Raw genomic sequence first — 23,853 nt, 5'->3', positions numbered from 1 at the left:
AAGTTCTCTCCAATCCTTTATGTCAACTTTTCAAAAATGATTTTACCATCCACGATGGTGAGTTCTACCTTTGCATCCTTGATTCGTTCTGCTGGCACTTGGAACAAATCGCAATCAACGACGATGAGATCGGCTAACATTCCTTTTTCCAACGTCCCTAGTTCATCTTCTCTAAAAATGCCGTATGCCGCTGTCGTTGTGTACGCTTTCAAAGCCTCGGTGAGTGTGATCGCTTCTCCCCCATTAAACAGCTCACCTTCCCCTGTAACCCTGGTTATTGCACGGTAGATTTCCAGGAACGGATTTAGCGATACGACGGGGTAATCGGTATTCAATACCACTTTCGCTCCGGCATCGAGCAGCGATCTGATCGCGAACGTATGCTGCTCCCGCTCGCCAATACAGGAGAAGTAGTGCTTCTTGTTGATCAGCTCCATATGCTCCGGCTGCATGGATGCAATCACACCCAGCTCCTTAAAGCGCGGAATATCTTCGGGGTGTACAACCTCGATATGCTCGATCGTATGTCTGGCATCTCGACTTCCGTTGCTCTGCTGCGCTTCTTCGAATAAATCCAGCGCATAACGCACAGCACCGTCTCCGACCGCGTGGAACCGAATACGAAAGCCTTCTTGGTCCGCTGCGAGCACATACTCCCTCATTTTCTCGGGAACCTGTGGGCCGCAATATTCGGGAATGTCCGTGTATGGCTCAACAAGATTTGCTGTATGTGTGGTGACGACGCCGTCCAGAAATTCTTTCAATCCGGAAAAACGAAGCATGCCCGATTGATACTTGTCACGGTACTGTCTAGCTCTCTCCAAATCTGCTTCAAGACCAATTAAAAAGTGGATTCTCGAAGTTAATTTTCCTTGCTTCTCAAACTCTTCATAAAGTTCAATCTCACTGATTTCTAAATCCGTTACTTTAAAAATGTCCGTCAACGAGGTAATACCTAACTCAGCCGCTTGACTGAGAAATCTTCCAAACACGGGTCTTTTCCTATTCTTGGCTAAATTCATCGCATGTTTAGCAGCCAGACTGGCCGCCGCTTCATAGAGAATTCCTGTAGGCTCATCGAACTCGTCTTTCATAATCTCTCCATGCGGAGGATTCGGCGTGTTCTTGTCAATGCCCAGGATCTCTAGTGCCTTCGAATTCACCCACACCGTATGACCGGAGGCATGGAATAAGAAGACCGGGCGGTCCGGAATGACGGCATCCAGTGAAGCGCGATGCGGCAGCTTAGGGTCATCCCACTTCGTGTGGTACCACATATAACCTTGAACCCAAAAATCATCAGGTCTTGTTTTGGCAAATTGCGACACCAAGGCGACGACTTCTTGTTCAGAACGTGCACCGAGCAGATTAACATGGTCTTCCATCAGACATCCAGGAACGACATGAAGATGCAGATCATTAAAGCCTGGCATAACAAGTTTATCTTGGTAACGGTACACTTGGGTATGGGGTCCAATGCGTTCTTTCAATTCGTCTTCATGTCCTACCGCCACAATCCTATTGCCTATAACGGCAATCGATGCCGGCATTGGCGTATTATCGGTACCTGTAAATACGGCATTACTGGTGATCATAATGTCAGCATGTTCAACAAGATTCGAAGATGTCATATCTTACCTCCTCGTATAGCTACTGCAAGAGAATGATGATCTATTGTTTTTTTGTTTCACTAATTGTGATATAAAGCTCTACGTTTTTATTTTTCAAGTAGGATATGTACGTTTCAGGATCGACGCACAGCTCCGGCGGTTTGACGCCTTTCTCCGTAATTTCACCCTTCAAGAGCATTTGAGCCACGATGGAGGCCGGAATCGCCGTTGCGTATTGCGTAGGACTGACGCCCCATTCCTCCTGATATCTGGTCAGCAATTCCAATTTCACAGTTGTCTGGTTTCCATTTTTCTTGCCCTTGATTTCAACGAGCAGCGAATCTGTTCCCCATACCGGCTTCTCTTTCTTGGCAAGCACTTTGGTCAACAGCGATACTAGCTGGCGGCGAGGAATAATCCCGTCTTCTAATTCATTCGTGTCGGTAAGTCCGATCTCTTCCAGCATTTTGATTTTCTCAATCGTCGCCGGATCCCATGTGTCTTTGTATGTGATCTCGTTTACTTCGGGGAAGCTGGTAGGCAATGTGGCAAGCTCAGAATGAATAATAGAATACGTTTTTTGAATGCCCAATGCATCATGAAAATGTGTAAACTCTTCCTCCGCTAAAGGCGGAATTTCGACCAGCACGCCATCTTTTACGGCCATAGCATTTTTAACTGCTTCATCAATGATCGTATCCGCAGCAAACGCAAAGGTTGTTCCAGACGAAGTTGAACCGTAACGGATATGAATTTCTTCCGCTGTATCCAGCAGATTAACGCCATAACGACAAAATACGTTCGAAGTGCCTGGATCTGAACCCATCCCTGTGATCGATAGAATGTTCGCTTCCTTCATTTGTGCATCCAATTTTAATTGTTCATTCGTATATTTGAAAAGTCCGCCCAAATCAAGAACGTTCACGCCAACCGATGAAGCCGCTTTCATTGCATCCAAATTAAAAACATAATTCGTAGCATTTACACACACTTTTCCTTGACGCAATACGTCTTTCGCCGCTTCTAAATCTCTAATGTTAAGTGTTGCGGTCGCAATGTCTTTACCAATCCACGCAGCCAATTCATCCAGTCTCGCTTGATCCAAATCACAGGCGATGACATCGACGCCGCTTGCGACCAAATCTTTGACGATAACTTTACCAATTGTGCCTGTCGCTCCTAATACAACAACTTTACTCAATTGAAGCCCCCCTTTTACATCCATACGATTAGTGAATATTCTGAACGCAGTTCAATTTCTCCTGTTTTATATGAAAAATTTAATAGATTACGAGTTCTAAATAGGCGTTTCCTCTTATAGTTTGATTGTGATTAGCTTCATCTCTGTCATCTCTTCTACCGCATATTTGATGCCCTCTCGTCCGAATCCACTTTCTTTCACACCGCCATACGGCATGTTATCGACTCGAAACGTTGGAAAATCATTAATCATAACACCTCCGACTTCAAGCTTCTCCGCTGCATGCATCGCTGAATGGATGTCATGGGTATAAATACCGGCCTGAAGCCCAAAGCGGGAATGATTCACCTCGTTAATGGCTTGCTCTAGTGTGGAAAACGAAGAGACGATGACAATAGGGCCGAATACCTCCTCGCAGGATACGGGTTCATCCGCTGCCACATTCGTCAAAATTGTCGGCGGAAAGATCCGTGAATTTAGCGCTGTCCCGCCAGTAACGACATGAGCACCTCTCATCACGGCGCTGTCAACCCATTCTTGCATACGCGTAACTTCTTTTTCATGAATCATTGCGGACATATCGGTACTCTCGTTCAATGGGTCGCCGATAACCAACTTCTCTACCTTTGCCCTATATTGATTTAGAAAATGCTCATACTGACTCTCGTGCACCAAAATCCGTTGAATGGAAATGCAGACCTGCCCGCTAAATGAAAAGGCGCCGAGAACACAGCGATCAATCAGTTCATCGGAAATGTCGACGGTATGGTCAATGATCAAAGCCGAATTGGAGCCAAGCTCCAGCGTTACACGCTTTAGACCTGCTTTGTTCTTCATCGCAATACCAACGGCCGGACTGCCCGTGAATGTAACAGCTTTAACTCTTGGATCGCGCACCAGCTTTTCCCCGACAACTGCTCCCGGCCCCGGTACAATATTCAAGGCGCCGTCGGGAAGGCCCGCTTCTTGGAATACGTCAGCCAGTACCAGTGAAGAAAGTGGCGTTTGACCTGCGGGTTTCAATACGATTGTATTTCCGGCAGCAATCGCAGGTCCGACTTTATGCGCGACTAAATTAAATGGGAAATTGAACGGGGTAATCGCAGCGACGACACCAAGCGGCTTGCGCAGCGTGAATGCTATTCTACCTTCTCCGCCTGGTGCTGCATCCAGCGGGACGGTTTCCCCATGAATACGACTGGCCTCCATCGCTGCGAATCTGTAAGTCTGTATGGTACGGGCAATTTCTCCCCTTGCTGTTTTTATCGGTTTGGCTGCTTCTAAGGCAAGGAGACGGGCAAGTTCATCACTTCGCCTTTCCAATATATCAGCCGCTTTGCTCAGAATCGTCGTACGTTGATACGCTGATAAACTGGCCATCTTATCGGCAGCAGCCACTGCGGATTGGATGGCTTCCTCTGTTTCTGTTTCATCCGCATAACCTACTTCTGCAATCCTTTCTCCTGAGAAAGGGGCATACAGCGCTTTGTATTTAGCTGCTTCTTTCCATTGACCATTAATGAATAAATTCCGTTTCACGAGCATCCCCTACTTTCTCAACAGCGCATACTGCTGAAGCATGACTTCTCTAATCATCTCAAGTCCTTCTGCAAGTTCCTCATCTGTCATGACAAGCGGCGTTAGGAAGCGGATCACATTTCCATGCACACCCGCGCTTAACAAGATAACCCCAGCCTCGTAGCAGCCCTTTTGTACCTCAGCAACATACGCTTTAGCCGGCTCATTGTTATCCGGATGAATGAATTCAACGGCGCACATCGCGCCTAGTCCTCGTACATCGGCAATCAGTGGTATGGATTGTTGTAAATCCAAGAGACAAGCGCGAATCGTATCTCCGATCGAACGCGATCTTTCAACAAGATCCTCACGTTCGATTTTCTCGATCACGGCCAAAGCCGCCACACAACCAAGCGGACTGCCGCCGTAGGTGCCGCCGATTTCCCCTGGTGAAGGGGCATCCATAATTTCTGCTCGGCCCGTTACCGCACTGATCGGCAATCCTGCGGCAATGGATTTGGACATCGTAATCAAATCAGGCTCAATGTCAAAGTGCGTACTGGCAAACATGTAACCCGTTCGTCCGAAGCCCGTTTGAATTTCATCTGCGATAAACAAAATATTGTTGCGTTGACAGATGTCGTACACACCTTTCACAAATTCCTTCGGCGGTACGATAAATCCGCCTTCACCTTGCACCGGCTCCATAATCACGGCAGCCAATTCTTCCGGCGAAACCTCCGTATAGAGGAAGTCTTCGAACTGTTTAACGCAGTACAACGCGTACTCTTTTTCCGACATTCCTTCGGGACGGGCCGTTGGATTTGGGTATGGGGCTTTGTAGGTGGCAGGCGCAAACGGCCCCATTTGGAATTTATAAGGCTTTACCTTGCTTGTAAGCGACATCCCCATCAGCGTTCGTCCATGAAATGCCCTTGTAAACGAGACGATACCCGGCTTCCCGGTATATTTCCGTGCAATTTTCACGGCGTTCTCTACCGCTTCAGCTCCGCTGTTCAAGAAGATGGTTTTTTTCTGAAAGCTGCCTGGCGTTATTTGTGCTAGCTTCTCGGCGAGGGCAAGATAGGGTTCATACATAGCCACATGGAAGCATGTGTGAAGATATTGCTCAGCCTGCTTCTGTACAGCGTCAACGACCTCCGGCGGGCAATGGCCCACGTTCATTGTTCCGATCGCCCCGGCAAAATCCAAGAATACATTGCCATCCACATCATATATCAATGACCCTTCGGCCTTTTGTACAAAAATAGGAGTATTATTGCCAACACCTCTTGGCACGAAAGCTTGCCTCTTCACTAGTAATTCCTGCGTCCGGCTCCCCGGAAACGGTGAAACAACAGAACTAATTTTCCTCGTTAATTCCATCTTCCTATACCCCTTTTCTCCTTATATAAAGCGCTTTCTTCACATTTTAATCCTATAACTGGAAGAATACTATTGCGCATAGGGATAAGTTTTAATATATTTATTATCACTAAGGGATAAATAATGAAGGATTGGAGTGAGCGAATGATCAAGCTAGTCCAGGCATTAAAGCTGCCTTCGCTCCAACAGGCCACAGTCGTAGCCGGAGCGGAAGGTCTTGACCGCATGATCCGATGGGTACCCATCGTTGATTTGCCCAATCCGTTACCTTGGGTGAACGCAGGGGATTTCCTACTGACAACAGGTTACGGATGGCCCCAAGACGAAGAGAAGCTTTGTGACCTTATTATCCAATTATCTAAGAGAGGCCTCAGCGGGTTAGGACTTGCCGTACCCCAATACATTGATAAAATACCCCAGGCTGCATGCGCAGTGGCCAACGAGCTGCATTTCCCGCTCCTAGAAATCCCATGGGAAATTCAATTCAATACCATTACGGAAGAAATCCTCAGTTCGATTCTGACCTATCAGTATAAGCTTCAGGAGCATTCTGGATTCATTCATCAGGAACTTATGCGCATTGCTTTTGAAGCGAAGGATCTTCAAGAAATTGCTCATACTTTAGGCCAACTGATTGAAAGAACGATCATTATTCAGCATCCGGAAGGCCATCTTATGGCTGTACATACGTTACAAGAAGATGGATCTACAGCAGAGAACACCGAACAACTACTTCACGAGATTTCCACATTTTCCAAAGAACAAGCACAGCATTTGTCTCTCCGTTCTGGTTCACAACCCATAAGAATCCAAGACACACCGAACTCGAATTTATATTCACGTTACGTATGCCCTATCTCGATCAAAAAGGAGCTAGTCGGTCTCTTGTGGATCGTAGAAGGACAACAGCCTCTTCGAGAAGAAGACTTACGCGCTGCTCAATCCGCATCCATCGTCATGGCGCTGCATATTTCTCAACAACGGGCACTTGCCTCACTCGAGGCCCAGCTAGGATATTCGTTCCTGGATTCATTATTTGAAGGTGAATTCAATACAACCCCCCAGATCTTACGACGGGCAGAACTGTTAGGCTTCGAACCGGAAGGCGTATACTCCGTTGGCACACTGGTTATGGATGCCCCTGTCCCTCTGTCTCATGAAGGCATCGTTAAGCGTGAGCGGTTAGCTGACAAGCTCAAACAGAAAATGCAAGAGCTAAAAATACCTGCGGTCCTCTCTCTGACACAGAACCAAATCGTTTTTTTACTTCCATCTCGTATTCAATCCGAGCAGATATGGAAGTCGATGAAAGACACGAATCTATCTTTTGCCGTAAGTCTGCCTCATCGAGGGTTTAGGAACGTACGTCAGGGATATAGAGAAGTGAGCTCCATCCTTCCACATATCCAATTCGGGCAACATCACCGTTATCAAGACTTGCTGGTTCCAAGGGTACTGATGGGGGATCCAGATGCACGTTCATCCTTCCTTAGCAAGCTGTTTGACCCGATTCACAGAAGTAAAAACGGCGACGTGCTGATCCGTACTTTATTAACTTTCGCCCGATTAGGATTTCAGCTCAAAAAAACGGCTGACGAATTAAAAATCCATCCTAAAACGTTGCGTTATCGATTAGATCGAGCCATATCATTAGGGGATTTCGATCTTAATGAAGCAGAAACGCAGTTCAATCTTCAATTAGCCGTTCGACTCAACACGTTAGAGAATCAATAGACAAAAAAAAGAAGCTGGAACGATACGCTCGCAGCCCCTGAATCCTATTATCGCTCATTGTTTGAATACCATCTTGCGAAGTCCGTAAACGCTAAGCAACAATAAAGGGAATAGCACATTGAAAGTGATATCGAAAAATGGCCAGTACCATGTAATCACATTATGATAGAAAGTGGTGTTTGGCGCTATAACGATGGTAAGCACCATGAGCAGCATTGCAGAAGGCAAGGCCAACACCTTGTACTCCTTGAGATTCAATAGTTGACTCAATCCTAGAATGAAGCTATAAAAGAAAATCGTAATCTTAAAAAAGATCGTGACGAACCACATGAGAGCCAGAATCGCTTCAATCCTTTCCAGAAACTTTCCAATATTAATTTTTTGGGCCAACAAATAACTTGGATACATACTATTCGCCGTTCCATCCACCCCCAACACGAGAATCGTTAGCAGAACCAAAAAAATCAAAAATATACTGCCCAGAAAAGTGCCGGACATGAAGCTTTTCAATATATGCTTGGGCTGGTTGACATAAGGTATAATCATAAGGAATGCAACGAGTTGCACCGAAGAAAACGTAGATGATGTAAGGGCACCCTTAAGGATCGGTTTCATTCCCTCCGCAAGAACGGGTTGAATGTTCTCTGCATGTGTTTGTGGCAATAGAAACAGGATGAACAGGATGAAGAACAGGATGAATCCCGGGAAAAACATCTCCCCTGCTCGAGCGATCACTTCGAGTCCACGCCTTATACCCATCACGACAACAAACAAAAACATGATGTAGATCGCTTGATTCGGCGTCTCCGGCATGCTCTGTGTGGCCATAAACTCGCCGATTTCCCTAATATTTGCTGCCGCACAAGTTAGAAAATAGACCAAGAACAACAGCGACAACAGTGTTCCCAGGGTTGTGCCCAGTATTTTTTTATTGTATTCCACCAAGGTCATCCCAGGATTGAGTCTCGCTACGGCCGTAAATAAAAAAATGACGAGCAGCCCGATTCCTTCACCCACAATGGCTGCGATCCATGCATCTTCTTTGGCCTGTGAGGCCATGACCGACGGCAACACCAAGATCGCATCGCCCACCGTAAATAGTGTGACCAAGATGGCAAATTGTCGTAAGGATATCTTTCCGTTCTCCAGCATGTTTTCCTCCTTCTACTTCAAGAGACCATAAATGAGGCTGCTGATCGGCTTGTATACTGCAATCATTATGTAGAGCGGACTTGGGATGTTCCAGTGGAGCGCAAGCGCAATACTTAGTCCGGTTCCCACTGCTAGCAGAGTGAAGAATACCCATAACTCTTTATGCATTTTTCTTTGTAATAGCCGGGGGACTTCGATGAAAATAATAACTATCACTATTGCAAGAATTCCTGCGACCGCCCACATGATCGTTCTACTCCTTTATTCTTTCCAAGAATGAGTTGCCTACCGTACCTATCTGTCGAATCGAAGTATCAGCCTTCACATTCACATCTAAATTCATGAAATACCGATTCCAGTCCTGTTTCATTTTTTTCCATGCTTTGGGATTAGAACGTCGGATAACTTCTCCGAACCCAAAAATATCAACTTTATATTTTTGCTGCACGGTATGTATAGCCTCATGAATCAGTTTCTTCACCGTTTCTTCCCCTAAACTCTCCAATTGGGAAATGGTTTTTGTCTTTGTTAAATCAATTTGGCATCCGACTTCGTCAACATTGACTTCACCACGGATGTTAATATCAATATGGGGTTTCCCTTGAATGATCCTGCCTTTTACTTTGGTTTTGGTACGAATGACCTCTAATGTTGCTTTGCCTCCACTTGGACAGGGAATCACAGCTGCAGTACTTTTCACCTTATCACGAATATAGTTATACCCTTTGCTTTCCTTCTCATTTAACCAGCCGATCAGCTTGTCTTTTCTAAAGACAGCTAACGTCGAATACTGCAAGCGTACTGGGGTATCGACCTTCTGCACACTGTTGTTGGTGCTGCCCTCTTCCGGGTTCCCATGAACAGTGATTCCGGCCAATACGGGGTTCTTGCCTTCACTCGTTAAATCAGCTATCAATTGATCTAATGTGACAGACAGAGTCGGTGCCCATGCTTTCTGCGATGTTTCGAGTGCAGTAAAAAGCATATTCGCTGGGATGGCATCCAGTGCCGTCAAGACCTTCAGTATGTCTTCAGCCTTTGACTCCTTGGACACGGCAATGTAAAAATCAGATCGTGCTTCACCGTCTCTCGCCAGGAAATCCAATGATTTAGCGATTCCTTCTCTGGCCAAAGCTTCACCAAGAACAAGAATACGAAGGTGAGAAATATATATTTTTCTGGGACTTTCCGTCGTCATCTTACGGATTGCTTCAAATACGCTATCTCCAACACCGCTATACAGGATAACTGGGGACGCGCCTCGGCTTTTTTTCGCCGCAATTTCAGCCGGAACAACAACCTGCACGGAAACCTTATATTGTTCACCCTGTTTATCAATGCCCATTCCCACTGCAATTGCTAGTTCATTCAGTTCCCTACGGTTCCAACAACCCGTTACAATGAATTGGATGCAGAAAAGCACGATCATAAGCCGCTTTCGTACCATTGTATACTCCTTTCATCGGCTGCTTGCTAATTTCGGGGTTTAGGGGCAGGGGATGGTTGATTACGAGTTACGTCCTTCTGGCTAATGAGGCGCGGGCGGGTTCTCATTCTCCAACGGGGCAATCTGAAAATCGTATCCTTCTGATCTTCCAGAATGAATGGCGCCAGGGAACTTGTGTAAGGTACGCCGAAAGAACGTAAGCTGCACAAGTGCAGCACCAGCGCAATAAATCCGATAATCATCCCGAATAAACCGAAAGAAGCTGCCAGGATCAGCATCGGAAACCGAATCAATCGAACAGAAATCGACATATTAGGCGCAGGAAAAATGAAATTGGAAATCGCTGTGATGGATATGACAATAACCATGGCTGCCGATGCGATGCCTGCCTCTACGGCTGCTGTTCCAATGACGAGTGTACCTAGAATGGATACCGCTTGACCAACAGCTCGTGGCATTCTTATGCTAGCTTCCCGCAATATTTCAAGTGCTGTCTCCATCATCAGCGCCTCAATAATCGCTGGAAAGGGAACACCTTCACGCTGAGCCGCCACACTAATTAATAAAGCTGTCGGTAACATCTCTTGGTGAAACGTGGTAATCGCGATATACATGGACGTCCCGACAAGAGAAATAAAGAAGCTGAAGAAACGAAGCGCGCGCAGCAAGCTGCTGACATCCGCACGTTGATAATAATCTTCAGCCGCCTGAAAAAATTGAATAAATATGGTAGGAGCGGTAAGAACGAATGGTGTTCCATCCACCAGAATCGCTACGCGTCCCTCCAGCAAATCAGCTGCAACGACATCCGGCCGTTCCGTATTAAATATCGTAGGGAACGGCGTAAACGTCTCATCCTGTATTAATTCCTCGATATAACCGCTTTCCAGTATGCCATCGATATCAATCCGATCCAGCCGCTTACGCACTTCTTCCACGATGTTGTCATTCGCAATCCCATGGATATACATGATCGATACATCGGTTTTGGTAACTCGTCCTATCGTTCTCGTCTCCAGCCAAAGATTACGATCTTTTATCTTACGTCGAATCAACGCAGAATTTGTCCGAATCGATTCCGTAAAACTCTCGCGCGGACCACGAACGATCGTCTCTGTCGCTGGCTCTGTAACACTTCGTTGACTCCATTGCCTTACCCCGATGGCAAACCCTTGGCAATACCCTTCAAATAACAGGATAGCGTCTCCGGATAATAAGGAAGTGTATAATATTTCATAGTTAAGTACTTCTGTCACTCCACCAAAGGTGAGGGCGCGTTCTTTTAGCACATTTAATACATCTTGGCCGAAGGAGATCATTTGATCCAATTCGGTGTTTTTCATATCCATTAACAAGGATTCCATGACGAAATCCGCAAGAGATTGCGTTCCGGTTAACCCGTCCGTGTAGAAAATAGCTGCTTTGAGATTGCCAATTTTCCCAATCCGGATTTCTCTGAGGATGATGTCAGTACTATTTCCTAGCGCTTGTTTCACCTTATCAATATTTTGTTGCAGATTGGCTGAAATAGGTTCCTCGGCATCCGATTTCGATACCGCGTTATGGGAGTCTTCTTGTGTATCTCTGTTAGTCTTATTGTTATGATCCATAAACAATCCCTCGATTTTTCAATGCTATGGATCAATTGTTACCTAATCCATGCCTTCATAAACCTGAAGGAAGACCACTTCACCGCATCGAAGCAACTCAATGAGAAAAAACCGTCCGGACCTAATTCGGTCCGGACGGTTTACGGATATTGTAAAGAAAGGCCCCTCAACATGTTCTACGATCACCTGTTTGAGGGGACATTCAAAACTAGTGCTATGATTGAATATTACTTGCCGTTAGCGGCTCTCCATTCGTCGATCTGCTTCTGCTTCTCGGCGATGATGTCGTCAGCTCCGGCTTTCTTCAGCTTATCTAGGAATTCTGCATAGTATTTGTCCGGATCCACTGAACCGGAATCAAGCGTATATAGATATTCCTTCAATGTCGCATCGACATTGGCGATTTGGGTCTTCACCGTCTCCGAATTAAATACGAAGCCCATGACAGGGGATACCGTAGCCGTTTTGTCAGCCTCATAAATCATCTTAAGCATCTTCTCCTGCGTTTCTACATTGGTATTCTGATCCCACAGCATTCTGCCGTAGGACTGCCCGATCTCCCATTCGCTCCAATTGAAATTGTACATATCCTTGATCATTTCAATTTGTTTGTCACCAATCTTCTTGTAATCTTTGCCTTCTTCACCAAATGCAATCAGATGGAATAACGCATCATCGGTATTCAACAATTCGATCAATTCAACGGCCTTCTCCGGATGCTTCGAGTTCGCACCGACGACAACGACTGCAGTTGAAGGGCTATTCGCTGGGATAAACGGCTCGGTAAACCGTTTCGAAACACTGTATACTTTATCCTCCGCTGGCGCATGAGACATAAAAGATTGAGCCCCAAGCTCAGGCATGTCAACTAGATCAGGATACGGATTCGCATACAACGCTGCAATACGCTTCGCTTTTCGGTCCGGGAGATAATCCTTCATCGTTGCGGCATCTTTCTTGATGTAACCATTCACATACCAATTTCTGAACGTTTTTAAGTAATCCTTGTACTCCTGGGTTTCATACTGGTTGAACACCTTGATGTCCTTGTCGTTAACCCGGATCCATCCTGGAATTTTATTGTCTCCAACCGAATCCATGCCATAGATAATCGGCATATCCGCGAAGTTGTCGGCCTGATTGCTGTATTCCCAAGGAATGATACCCGGTTCGCCCTTTTTCACGGCATCCAAGAACGGCGTCAGGTCATTCCATGTCTTAGCCGATTTCCAATCGAAATGATACTTGTCGACGAAGTCCTTGCGCAGCTGCACCCCTTTCGCTCCCGCCATGCCCCAGACCTGATAGTTAATCGATCCGTAAATTTTGCCGTTGACCTTCACGCCCTGCCAGATGCTCTCCGGTACTCTTGACTTCGATACAGGAGCATACTTGTCGAGCAGATCAGTGATGTCGAGGTAAGCGCCTTTGGATGCATTCTGGAAATAGTTGAGCTCACCAAAGCTTCCGGAAAATGCAAGGTCAAATGATTCGCCCGATGAAATCATGAGGTTCATTTTTTGTGGATATGCGCTCCAATCCGTAACAACCAGCTTCAAGGTGGCGTTAATCTTTTCCTTGATGATCTTGTTGGCCGCTTCCATGATGCGATCCATGTCTTTTACCGGGGAATTGGCAATATAGAACGTTAATTCGACCGGTTCCTCCGTCTTCTTCTCTGACTCCTGCGTCGTTTGGTTCTCTGCGACTTTCGGGTTCTTCTCCGGTTCACTGCTGGTACCACATCCGACGATTGTAAGAGATAGTACGAGTAAGCCGGCAATGACGGAAGGAATACGTTTTTTAAATGGTTGCATATGAGTCCTCCTATTTATTCTTTTTTTAATCAATCAAAAACAATCTCTTTTTCTACTGCCTTAGATCGACGTCACTCCCCCCGGTTTAATTAACGCTGCAGTCTCGGGATGCGTTTTCATCTTAGTAGACCAAGAACCTTGCGTATACAAGAAAAAATGTATTTTCCTTTAATAAATCGCGAATTCCAGTTCTTTAAAAAGGATACTTTTCTTGAAAAATAGGATTTCTAGGCTTTAACGGCGCCAAGTGTAAGCCCTTTGACGAAATAACGCTGCAGAACGGGATACATCAAGATGATTGGCCCGATGGAAAGCATGGTGGCCGCCATTCTGGCACTTTCGCCCGGCAGCATGCCGATCGACTTCTCAATGGCTTTGGATGCCTGTTCATTGCTCATCAAATACTGGATATTCGTCATTAGAGACTGAAGAAGGTATTGGAGTGTATACAATTTATTGTTCTCGATGAACAGCGCGCTGGTAAACCAATCATTCCAGTAGGCGATGGATATGAACAACCCGATCGTCGCAAGCACGGGTGTAGACAGAGGCAGTACAATCCGGAAATACGTCATGAATTCCCCCGAACCGTCGATCCGGGCCGATTCAATGATGGAATCCGGTAGCGCTTTGAAGAAGTTACGCATGATGAGCACATGTACGGGGGATACGAGCAGTACGATAATCAAGACAAGCAGCGAATCCTTCAAATGAAGGTATTTGGTCACGAGAATATAGTAAGGAGCCAGTCCTCCGTTAAACAGAATCGTGAAGAACACTAGAAACGCAACCTGATTTCTGTACCTCACTTCATTTCTGGAAATGGCATAGGACATCATGGAGGTCACAAGCAAATGAAGAATGGACCCTACAACCGTTACGAAAATCGTGATCTTGTACGCGTTCAAGATGGATGTTGTGCCAGAGAATGCATACTGATAACCAATAAGACTGAATTCCTTCGGAATCAAATGATAGCCGTCGGTGAGCAGCGACTTCTCATTGGTTAATGAGATGGATAACACCAATAACACGGGAATAAGGCACATCGCACTATAAACGATGAACATAAAATTGATCACGAGTTTTGAAAATAAGCCTTCACCTTTCAACTTCAACGGTTTCACCTTCGTACAACTCCCTTATAGCCAGACTAGAATAATGAACTGTCGGAATCATATTTTTTGACCAGATAATTGGATATTAACACCAGGACCAATCCTACAACCGCTTGATACAAACCCACGGCGGAAGACATGCCAATATCGTTCACGGTGCGCAGCGATCGGAACACATACGTATCAATGACGTCGGTGGTCGAGAACAAGATCCCCGATTCCCGAGGCAGATTATAGAAAGCACCCCAATCCCCGAGCCCACCGTTGAAAATCTTCCCAAGCGAGAGCAGGATCATAATGAATACGACCGGCATTAAGAGCGGTATGGTGATGTACTTTGCCTTATGCCACTTGCTAGCACCGTCGATTTCCGCAGCTTCATAATAATCCGACGAGATTCCCGTAATCGCCGCCACATAAATGACTGAAGTATATCCAACTTGCTTGAGCAAATAAGCTATAGGCATAATAAATCGCCAATATAATGGTTCACTGTACCAGTTAATTGGCTCGAGCCCGAAGGAGGTCCGAATGCCGTTGACGAGCCCCTGATCAGGGTTGAGCAGCGCGTATACAAGATATTCACCCACGACCCAGGACAGGAAAAACGGCAGCAGCATTACGCTTTTATAAATGCCTGTCCGTATTTTGCTGCCTGTTTCTTGCAAGAGGATCGCAAACAATACGGATATGGCGGTCATCAGCACCAGGATAATCAGGTTGTAGAAGATTGTATTAAATGTGACTCGCCATGCTGCATCGGATTTGAAGAAAAACTCGAAGTTTTTGAACCCAATCCATTCGCTTCCCCATACCCCTTTTACCGGATTATAATCCTTGAACGCGATGACTGCTCCGAACATCGGCAAGTAATTAAATATGAAGATATAGAGTAGTCCCGGCAGAAGCATAAGATAGAACGGCCAACGCTTGACCATTTCTTGCAAAAAAATGCCCCTATTTAGGAGTCCGGTCCTTTTGACTCCTTTCTGTGCAGCTGGGATAGCCGACATGTTGTTATTCATATACCCACTCCTTCTTTCCTAACAGTCTTGTTATTTTCAATTTCAACTTCACAATAATCGCTCATAGATTCTTTTTATACAGAGAAAAGCATATTTTCCTTTGATAACTCGCTATGGTCGTTCTTTAAAATTTAAACTTTTCAATAAAATTTGGATTTCCTACATGAATTAGGGATACATCCGCAGGAATACCGATTCGAATGTAGAAAGAAAGTCATAGACAAAAGGAGGCCTGGTATGTCTATTCCATTCAAATTGCAATCTAGTCGTTTATATACGAAATTGCTATTGGCATTTACCATCACCGTCACGATTCTGATCCTCGGTCTGTCCGTCCTCTTGTATCGCAATTACAGCAAGGCATCCCTGGCTAACGAGAACAGACTGAGAACATCGATGCTCAATCAGATTAGCTACAGTATGAATTACATGGATAATTTGGCGCATAAATTCATGTCATCCGTCATTGTCGGACCTAACGTTTCCAACCTCCTTTATCAACAGAACGAAGACAAGATGGTGCTAGACAACGCTCTGCGAAATTTGGATATGCTCGTCGTCACGAATGATTACGTGCATTCGGTATACACCATCTCTCTCCCATTAGATCGGATCGCCTCGACGGAGGATGGTGGATTCTATTCCACGCATCATTTTTACGATCAGGATGTTATCAACCTGCTACAGAAGTGGGATAGCCATAATTCGTCCACCATGCCGATAGCCCGCATAATCCCTAGTGCAAATTCCTCTTCAAAATTCATCAACGTATATACATACATCCTGCCTTTCCAGACGTATTCTGACAAACATCCGAACGAAGCGGTCGTTGTTAATATTAAGTCGAATGCCCTCCGTGAGCTTATCGCTTCATTAGATAACAAAACCGAAGCCGCAGAGAACGATATCATCGTGGTCGATTCAAATGGAACTGTCGTAAATCATGCTTCAGAAGACATGTTTCTGCGAAACATTCGGGATGAGTCGTATGTTCAAACCGTCATTGCTTCAGATCATGCTTCGGGCACCTTTAAGACAAATATCGACGGACAATCCTATACGATCGCCTTCGTGTCTTCACAAGCGTTGAATTGGAAATTCATTAGCCGGATCTCAGACAAAACATTCATGTCTCCAGTGGATGCAGTTAAGTCCTCAACCCTATTCATCAGCATCATCGTGCTGCTCCTGGGATTTCTCTTTTCCCTCATCATGTCCAAGTCGATCTATTCTCCGTTCGGAAAGCTGCTTGAAACCGTTCGTCTGAAGAGCGATGAATGGGAGCAGAAACAGCGGAATCAACGTCTATCCTTACGAAACCATTGGTTGAAAGATCGACTGCTGGGGAATAAGGATGTGAGCCTTACGGAACTGCCATCTCTAAAGGCGGATCTCGGCATCAAGACGAATTTGGCCGGTCCCCTCCGGATCATTGTATTTCGTCTGGATCATTATCGAATGTTTCTGGACAAGTATAATGAGAGAGAGCGCAGTCTGCTGAAATACGCCATATCGAACATCATTGAAACGACGTCATCCGGCAAATTTGCCAGCGACGTGATTGAAATGGATGCCGACAAGCTTGTATTACTTCTGGAATCCTCAGGTCAGGAGGATGAGACGGCAGGTATATTAACACTGGTGCAGCTCATCCAAAGTATGGTGCAGGAATATTTGAATTTCTCCATTTCCGCCGCCGTCAGTGCGCCAATTGAATCCCGTTCCCTGCTTAGCGAGGCGTATTCTGACACACTTGCTCTATCGTTGTATCGAATGATTGCCGGACATGGCAGCATTCTTACGCCAGCCATTCGATCTTCGATCCGCACAGAACCGTCGCCTTTCCCAGAAGGGAAGGTTAAGCTGCTGCTGGATTCGCTCAAACTCGGACATCTGGATAAAGTGAAGAAGTACTTTGACGAATTTGTTCAAGGTTTAGACGGTGTCCCGTATGAAACGATGCTGTCTTCTTACATCCATCTCATGTTCATGATCAGCAGTTCCTATCATTCCGTTGCAGATAACAATAACAATTCACGAGTATCGAACGCGTTTCACACGTTTTTTTCCAAAATAGACTGTTTTGAGACGGTTGAAGAGATTCATCAGACGTTCGAATCTTTGTTTACTGAAATTGTCTTGACTGTAGATACCGTAAAACATAACAAACGCAAAATCGTCGTTGATCGTATTAAGAAATTGATAGAGGATCAGTACCAAGATAAAAACCTGAATCTCAGCATCCTTGCCGAGGAGTTTCAAATGTCGAACGTTTATTTGGGAAGAGTCTTCAAAGAGTCGACAGGCGAATCCGTTGCCGAATACATTGCAAAGGTTCGAATGGCTCGGGTCAAACAATTGCTTAACGATTCCAATTTGTCGACCAAGGAGATTCTGGAGATATGCGGTTGGGATGATCTGAATTATTTCTATACGCTGTTCAAGAAGCATTTCGGCGTATCGCTGACCCAATACAAAGTATTGATCAAAAACGACGATCAACAAGAGGCACAAGAGACGAGTTGATCGGAAATCAATTGATGGTTGAATGAGAAAAACCGTCCGGACTAAACATTAGTCCGAACGGTTTTTTGATGTTGCTAAGCTTCAATAATTTTCTTCGCAATCGCCGCTAGGTCAACAATATCAATCACGCCATTGCTGTCCACGTCGGCTGACTTGAACTTGCTCCATTCCGGATGCTCTTTCGTCATGCCATAATGAGCCGCTGCGATGGCAAGGTCGGCGATCGAGTATTTGCCGTCGTGGTTGACGTCGCCTGGCAATTCAGTCGACGTTGTCACTTCGACGGTCACGGATGCAGGAAGCGCATTGCTCTCATGACCTTCCGCATTCCCGATCGACGCGCTTGTTACCGCGATCGTCCCGCTTGCGCTCTGCGCTACCTGCTTCGCTGCGAATTTGAGCTCGATCACATCCGCATCCGTTACGATCGCATGGTCTGCCCCCAGACTTGCGAGAATCAAACGAATTTGTCCAGGCGTCTGCGTTGGCTGTTTGTAGACCGTTAAGCCATCGCGCATCGGAACCGCATCCTGGAAATCATAGAGGTTCGGATCATACTGGATCAGCATATCTTCAGCAAAGACCGGCTCATGCACCTGCTTCAGACCGAGGCGTACGGTAAACGAATCGCCCTTCAATACCGAAGCCGGGCCTGTAAGCTTCACTGCCGTTTGCTGTGCGTCACGCTTTGATACTTGAACCTGCGCCGTCACAGTTTCGCCGCCATAGGATGCGCTGATCGTCGTGCTTCCTTCCGCTACCCCGGTTAACACGCCTTTGTTATCGACGGAGGCGATTTTCCCGTTTGCAGTCGTAAATACGGCGAGCGAAGTGACATCCTTCACGGTGCCGGAATCCTTGTAAGTCGCTGTCACGACAGTCGGCAGCGTATCGCCAATCGTCAGGCTGTACGACGGTTGGTTCAGGCTGAGCGTAAACGCTTCGGCCGGTTGACCGGACAATACTTTCACCTTTTGCAGAACATCAAACGCATATTGGTCAACTCGTGCAACCGCAATGATGGTGCCGGCGCTTGCGTACATGGCAGGGTCGAATTCGGCAAACGTTAACGCCAAATCTCTAGATTCGTTGGAAAATTGGGCGCTAATCGATTGCGGAAGTGTCGGTGCAGTACCTGCAATCGTGGAGACATCGTCGAGTTTACCCATCGACTCAAGTCCCTCGACGCTTATTGTTGCACTGACCTGCAATCCAATACCCAGCAGCTTTCCGTAAACGGAATATGTTCCGGGTTTGTTGATAATGCTTCTGTCAACAATATTCCATTTGACTGCAATCTGTTCGGCGACTCCATCATCAAAGCGCACAGTTGCGGTAGTAGGAAGAGATGGAACTGTTCCTACAGCTGTAGATATAGGTGCGATTGGATCTGCTAAAACGGATGAATAAGGCTTCAAGATGCTTACTGTATAATTCGTTGTTGAGCCTGATCGTGTCTTCTGTGTGATGGTCAAGATGTTCGTACCATGAACAAGTGACAATGCTACAGGAGTTGTCGTGTCCGAAAAACGGCTTGTCATGTCTGTACCGTTTAGTGAAATGCTGTAACTTGTGCCCGTTGTCGTGGCAGTTGGCATTACAAGCGTTACCGGTTGCGCAATATCCGTAATCGCAGCCGAGTATGTTATATAACCGGGATTAAACGCGCCGTTCAAGGTTGCATTGCCGAGTTTGAGATTGGCATCGTACACCATATCAGGTTGATTCGGCATTACACTGACATTGTCTAAGTATGCATTGCTGTTAAAGGTGTAAAATCCAAAGGAACCGCTATTGTACGTAGTTGACTTCGCTGCAATTGAATATTCCCCGTCAAGCGTGGCAGAAATATTGCCATTGTTGAGTGAAACGCTAAGCGTATGCCACACGAATGGATTTGTAAAGGACGCCGGAAGCTTTAAAGAGGCTAAATTGGTATAAGACGAACCCGAGCTGGTGCTCACTTGGCGTAACAACAAATAAGGACTGCCATCATTCGGCAGGCTATAAGCATTACCTGCCGAATTCCTGACAAGCATGACCTCGTATGAAGAGGGATTATATTGTAAGTTGTTATTTGTTGGCTGTTGCTCATATACAAAGAAACCTAACGTATCATTTGCATTCGTTCCAGTCCAGTTTTTGAGCATGAAGTTAATGTTGTACGTGTAATTACTCCATGTTGGCTGCGGCGCATAAAGAGAGACACCGCCATTCATCAACATTGCGTAATTACTGGTATTCGTGGTATACGGATTGCCGCTGTTCGTATTTTGTGGATTTGCCTCAACGCTAAGATTACCGCTGCCGCTTGAAAAGAAATCCGTAAATCCATTTGCATTAATCGTTGTTGGACCTGTACCAGAAGTCACATTCTGGGTTACCGGCATGGAACCGCTTTCGAAATTCCAATTTAATAGCGGCTCTGTTGATGGTGGCGTATACGGCGGAATCGTACCGCCTGACGACGCAATGGGCTGCACTGCTGGCGCGTCTTGACCGCCGTAAATATAAAACTGATCATAGAAATTGTCGCCAGTACCATCGGGTGAGCCGAGCGATACATAGTTAAAAGAATTTGGTATATTGGACCACGTAGAGCTGTTCAGTGTATTAACGACTGTTCCGTCAACGGAAAGCACGATGGTACCTGGTGTAGAATAATCAAGTAAGAGTGTATGCCAGCCGGTGGTACGGAGCACATTGGTTGCAGTTTTGGCGCCGCCAATGTTCATCACGTAGTACTGGCCGCCGTTTGTGGTGCTAGGGTCGATCCCCAGTCCGACAATATTGGTGCCATCGTCTGCCCGGACGAAGGTTTTGCCTGCATAGGTGATCGGATAGCCTGTTCCATAAGTGGTATGGTCGGTTGAAGAATTATCGAATATCTTGACACTTACGATCTTATTAAGTTTGTTAGAGAAGTCGCGGTAAAGCACAGGCTTACTGGCACCGGAAGAGTTAATTTCCAGAGAAGAGGTACCGTTAAAACCGCCTTCCGACATATACAAACGACTGATTGTCGGCAAAGCGCCGCTGTAACTCCATTGGCCTAAATTAATACCGCTTTCAAAGTTGTCACCAAAATAGACGTCAGACGGCACGTCTGCTTTGGTTAACGTAATAGCATGCGCGTATTCAGACGGGAAGCTGCTTGGTAGAACACCGATATTTGCATAATCCATTTTTGAATCATCAAAACTCGACATTCCGTCATTTTCATTCCTAAAGTAAAAATTACTATTTGTGACTTTCACCTGTCCGTCTTGTAAATGATCATTTTCAATATTGTAATGTTGCGGATTTACAGACTTGACGTTGGAAACATCCAAACCGACCCAACCCATATCAAAGTTGATGTTATTGGGCGTGATATTCGTCATACCTTGGTTTGACAATTGTGGATTTGCGGCGATATTATCAACTACCATTTGATTGATGTAGTTAGGCCTGGAATAATTATCACCCGGATAATACAAGAACGATGTCATGAATGCGCCGTCGTCATTACCGTCCTGCTGAACATGATGAATGTAAATGTAGGAGAATTTGTTGTCGTAACAATATTGATCGCGCGACAGCACATATGCAGTCGGCGAATAGTTACGTGCACCGCTCGGGCCTGTATTATTCCATCCTTGAACATCACTGCTGTTCAAGAGAATTGCTCTACGCGGTGAGTTATATACCTCGATATGAGAAACAGTGTTACTGGTTGCGTTATTTATGGCAACGCCTGATGCTTGCAGGACCAGTTGGCCCAAGTCATGTATAACGTTATTCTCGATTAAATTATTGTTCGTGAAACTGACAGCATTTGATGTGCCGTCCACGCCAGGGAAACCGCCCTGTATGTCCACACCGTTATTACCGCAATATTCGATAAGGCTGTTTTTTACCACGCTGTTCTTAACACCAGTTTTTAGTATAACACCATTTAAACCTGCGTTTTTAATGTGAGAATTTGTAATCGTAATCGAATCGGCGTTCTCAATTGTTATATTGCCAACTTGGAACTGCGGACGCTCGCTTTGACCGCTGTAAATCGGGTTGGTGGAATTCGCTGCATAGCTGGGGAACGCAAAAGCGCGTACACCATTTCCATACTGCAACCAAGGCCAATTGGGACTGTAATAATCCGGGAAACTGGTGTCCTTAAACCCCAGTCCATCGAATGTAATATTCTTTACAGGAGTGATAACGGTGTTATCCCCTGTGCCGGTACGGTTTCCATTAATATTTACGATACTTTCTGTCGTGGGTACAACAATATCTTGTGCACTTAAATTAGTTTCTGCAGATGTTGGATAATAGTACAAATCGCCGGATTTTGCATTGTAATAAAACTCGCCGGGGGTGTCTAAGAAAGCAAGGTTACCTTGCAGGAAATAGCGGGAGTTGACACCAATGGTATAAAATGATGCAAAGGCTCCATCCGCCGCGCTAAATTTGCCACTGTCATTAGGATTATAGGTTAAAGTGCGAGTAGCAGTGTTAATACTTTGCACCGGCAAAGTATTAGAATCCCATGAACGTCCGCTGCCAATGTCGTTAGCAACAATCTGAACACTCAAATCTCCGCGCGTCTGCGCGTTGGTCAAGGCTTGCGTGTAAATTGTGCCTGCGTCGCCTGCTTTGTATTGCATCGAGCTGTATGATCCACCTGCCGAAAAAAGAGGGTTCTCCAGCAATGTCGAGGGATACCCAGGGTATTTATTGGAGTTGAGAGTTCGTGCTTGAGTCGCTCTTGTGTCGTTGACATATAGCGTGTTAATGTCGAAGTAACCACTTGCATTGTTTGGCAGCGGACCAGACGTTGCAGGCATTCCTTCTGGGAACAAGGCGTCCAGTTGCGCAAGAAGGTTGGTTTTGTAAATTTTGCCGACCAAGTTTTGCTGCAAATCCGAATCAGGGTTATTCGGTTCGGTTGATGCCTGTACTTGTGTCCAATTGGAGGTTGCTTTCGTGCCGCCAACAAATGTAGCACTGCCTGGCGCTCCTAATGTTTTATAGATAACTTGGTGTCCATTTGTACCGGAATCTGCCGTGGTAAAGTTGACAGTATTCAATGTGTAATAGGTACCCGGTTCAAAGAAAACATAGATATCGCCGGTCATATTTTCGTTAATTTTATCAACAGCTTTGCGTGCGCCATCCAGCGTGGCAAAGGGCTGTTCGTAAGTACCAGGATTAGAGTCGCTGCCTGTGGGCGAAACGAAAAATTCGGCTTGAATTTTGAGCGCACTTGGTGTGTCTGCATATGCATTATAGGTCATTGTTGCGAACATCGACAACATCATGCAAGCGATTACAAGGGTGCTGATCGTCTTTCTGGACACGGACTTTCCTCCCTCGAAAATAATAGAATTTAAATTTGATTATTAAGATCAGTCTAAATCTTGCTAATGATTCGCTAGGATCTCAATCATCTCCTTTCTGAATCGCGCGAGGCAATTACACGATTTTCCTTAATCTTGTCACAAATAACCTCCGAAAAAAATAAACATTTCTATTGAAATGTTTAACAATATTCCTCAAATTTTATTTAATTCTAGTTTAGAAAATAAGGGGGGGTGAATCCGTGTCCAATCAATTCTTGAACGCAATAAATCCGTACATCCTTTATTGTATAAATGTCAATTCAACGAATTGCCCTCCCGCAGGAAAACCCTTCCCTCCACGAACGACTCGGTGGTTTGAATTGGAATT

Annotated in this window: 14 protein-coding genes; 2 read left to right on the top strand and 12 right to left on the bottom strand. The window is 45.6% G+C overall.

Annotated elements, in window-relative coordinates; translation table 11 throughout:
• Positions 1-17: 17 nt before the first annotated feature.
• From AC3WU2_RS00570 to gabT, 4 genes are all read right to left on the bottom strand, one after another.
• Entirely contained in the window at positions 18-1,631 is a 1,614-nt protein-coding gene (locus AC3WU2_RS00570) for an amidohydrolase (protein WP_492450369.1), read from the bottom strand.
• Between the two features lie 40 nt (positions 1,632-1,671).
• Positions 1,672-2,811 (bottom strand): saccharopine dehydrogenase family protein, encoded by a 1,140-nt coding sequence (locus tag AC3WU2_RS00565; protein ID WP_492450367.1) that lies wholly within the window; start codon positions 2,809-2,811, stop codon positions 1,672-1,674.
• Positions 2,812-2,925: 114 nt separating this feature from the next.
• Complete coding sequence (locus AC3WU2_RS00560) at positions 2,926-4,350, bottom strand: aldehyde dehydrogenase family protein (protein WP_492450365.1); 1,425 nt, start codon at positions 4,348-4,350, stop codon at positions 2,926-2,928.
• A gap of 9 nt (positions 4,351-4,359) precedes the next feature.
• The gene (gene gabT, locus AC3WU2_RS00555) at positions 4,360-5,715 is read right to left on the bottom strand and encodes a 4-aminobutyrate--2-oxoglutarate transaminase (protein ID WP_492450363.1); all 1,356 of its coding nucleotides are present in this window, start codon (positions 5,713-5,715) and stop codon (positions 4,360-4,362) included.
• 144 nt (positions 5,716-5,859) lie between these two features.
• On the opposite strand from gabT, the gene AC3WU2_RS00550 reads away from it, so the two are divergent.
• Positions 5,860-7,449: a PucR family transcriptional regulator gene (locus AC3WU2_RS00550; protein WP_492450361.1), complete on the top strand. Its 1,590-nt coding sequence runs from the start codon at positions 5,860-5,862 to the stop codon at positions 7,447-7,449.
• Between the two features lie 54 nt (positions 7,450-7,503).
• Here the strand turns inward: AC3WU2_RS00550 and AC3WU2_RS00545 are convergent, their stop codons facing one another.
• From AC3WU2_RS00545 to AC3WU2_RS00515, 7 genes are all read right to left on the bottom strand, one after another.
• Complete coding sequence (locus AC3WU2_RS00545; RefSeq protein ID WP_492450359.1) at positions 7,504-8,601, bottom strand: GerAB/ArcD/ProY family transporter; 1,098 nt, start codon at positions 8,599-8,601, stop codon at positions 7,504-7,506.
• Between the two features lie 12 nt (positions 8,602-8,613).
• Complete coding sequence (locus AC3WU2_RS00540) at positions 8,614-8,847, bottom strand: hypothetical protein (RefSeq protein ID WP_492450356.1); 234 nt, start codon at positions 8,845-8,847, stop codon at positions 8,614-8,616.
• A 7-nt stretch (positions 8,848-8,854) separates the two neighbouring features.
• Positions 8,855-10,048: a Ger(x)C family spore germination protein gene (locus AC3WU2_RS00535; protein ID WP_492450354.1), complete on the bottom strand. Its 1,194-nt coding sequence runs from the start codon at positions 10,046-10,048 to the stop codon at positions 8,855-8,857.
• Positions 10,049-10,074: 26 nt separating this feature from the next.
• Complete coding sequence (locus AC3WU2_RS00530; protein ID WP_492450352.1) at positions 10,075-11,658, bottom strand: spore germination protein; 1,584 nt, start codon at positions 11,656-11,658, stop codon at positions 10,075-10,077.
• Positions 11,659-11,885: 227 nt separating this feature from the next.
• Complete coding sequence (locus tag AC3WU2_RS00525; RefSeq protein ID WP_492450350.1) at positions 11,886-13,475, bottom strand: ABC transporter substrate-binding protein; 1,590 nt, start codon at positions 13,473-13,475, stop codon at positions 11,886-11,888.
• Between the two features lie 227 nt (positions 13,476-13,702).
• Positions 13,703-14,602, bottom strand: coding sequence for a carbohydrate ABC transporter permease (locus tag AC3WU2_RS00520; protein WP_492450348.1), 900 nt, complete (start codon positions 14,600-14,602; stop codon positions 13,703-13,705).
• A 26-nt stretch (positions 14,603-14,628) separates the two neighbouring features.
• The gene (locus AC3WU2_RS00515) at positions 14,629-15,618 is read right to left on the bottom strand and encodes an ABC transporter permease (RefSeq protein WP_492450346.1); all 990 of its coding nucleotides are present in this window, start codon (positions 15,616-15,618) and stop codon (positions 14,629-14,631) included.
• A gap of 237 nt (positions 15,619-15,855) precedes the next feature.
• Here AC3WU2_RS00515 and AC3WU2_RS00510 point away from each other — a divergent pair, with 237 nt between their 5' ends.
• Positions 15,856-18,144 carry an AraC family transcriptional regulator gene (locus AC3WU2_RS00510; protein WP_492450344.1) on the top strand — a complete coding sequence of 763 codons (2,289 nt, stop codon included), beginning with the start codon at positions 15,856-15,858 and terminating at the stop codon, positions 18,142-18,144.
• Between the two features lie 74 nt (positions 18,145-18,218).
• On the opposite strand, the gene AC3WU2_RS00505 is transcribed toward AC3WU2_RS00510, so the two are convergent.
• Positions 18,219-23,483 (bottom strand): Ig-like domain-containing protein, encoded by a 5,265-nt coding sequence (locus AC3WU2_RS00505; RefSeq protein ID WP_492450342.1) that lies wholly within the window; start codon positions 23,481-23,483, stop codon positions 18,219-18,221.
• Between the last annotated feature and the right edge of the window lie 370 nt (positions 23,484-23,853).

The organism is Paenibacillus sp. EB106-05-06-XG162 (genome assembly GCF_058791655.1).
The sequence above is the reverse complement of the archived record's forward strand: the minus strand, read 5'-3'. Positions and strand labels throughout refer to the sequence as shown.

Excerpts from the sequence above, each read along its gene's own strand:
- AC3WU2_RS00570 (WP_492450369.1), bottom strand. The coding sequence starts at position 1,631 with ATGACATCTTCGAATCTTGTTGAACATGCTGACATTATGATCACCAGT.
- gabT (WP_492450363.1), bottom strand. The coding sequence starts at position 5,715 with ATGGAATTAACGAGGAAAATTAGTTCTGTTGTTTCACCGTTTCCGGGG.
- AC3WU2_RS00550 (WP_492450361.1), top strand. The coding sequence starts at position 5,860 with ATGATCAAGCTAGTCCAGGCATTAAAGCTGCCTTCGCTCCAACAGGCC.
- AC3WU2_RS00545 (WP_492450359.1), bottom strand. The coding sequence starts at position 8,601 with ATGCTGGAGAACGGAAAGATATCCTTACGACAATTTGCCATCTTGGTC.
- AC3WU2_RS00540 (WP_492450356.1), bottom strand. The coding sequence starts at position 8,847 with ATGTGGGCGGTCGCAGGAATTCTTGCAATAGTGATAGTTATTATTTTC.
- AC3WU2_RS00535 (WP_492450354.1), bottom strand. The coding sequence starts at position 10,048 with ATGGTACGAAAGCGGCTTATGATCGTGCTTTTCTGCATCCAATTCATT.
- AC3WU2_RS00530 (WP_492450352.1), bottom strand. The coding sequence starts at position 11,658 with ATGGATCATAACAATAAGACTAACAGAGATACACAAGAAGACTCCCAT.
- AC3WU2_RS00525 (WP_492450350.1), bottom strand. The coding sequence starts at position 13,475 with ATGCAACCATTTAAAAAACGTATTCCTTCCGTCATTGCCGGCTTACTC.
- AC3WU2_RS00515 (WP_492450346.1), bottom strand. The coding sequence starts at position 15,618 with ATGAATAACAACATGTCGGCTATCCCAGCTGCACAGAAAGGAGTCAAA.
- AC3WU2_RS00510 (WP_492450344.1), top strand. The coding sequence starts at position 15,856 with ATGTCTATTCCATTCAAATTGCAATCTAGTCGTTTATATACGAAATTG.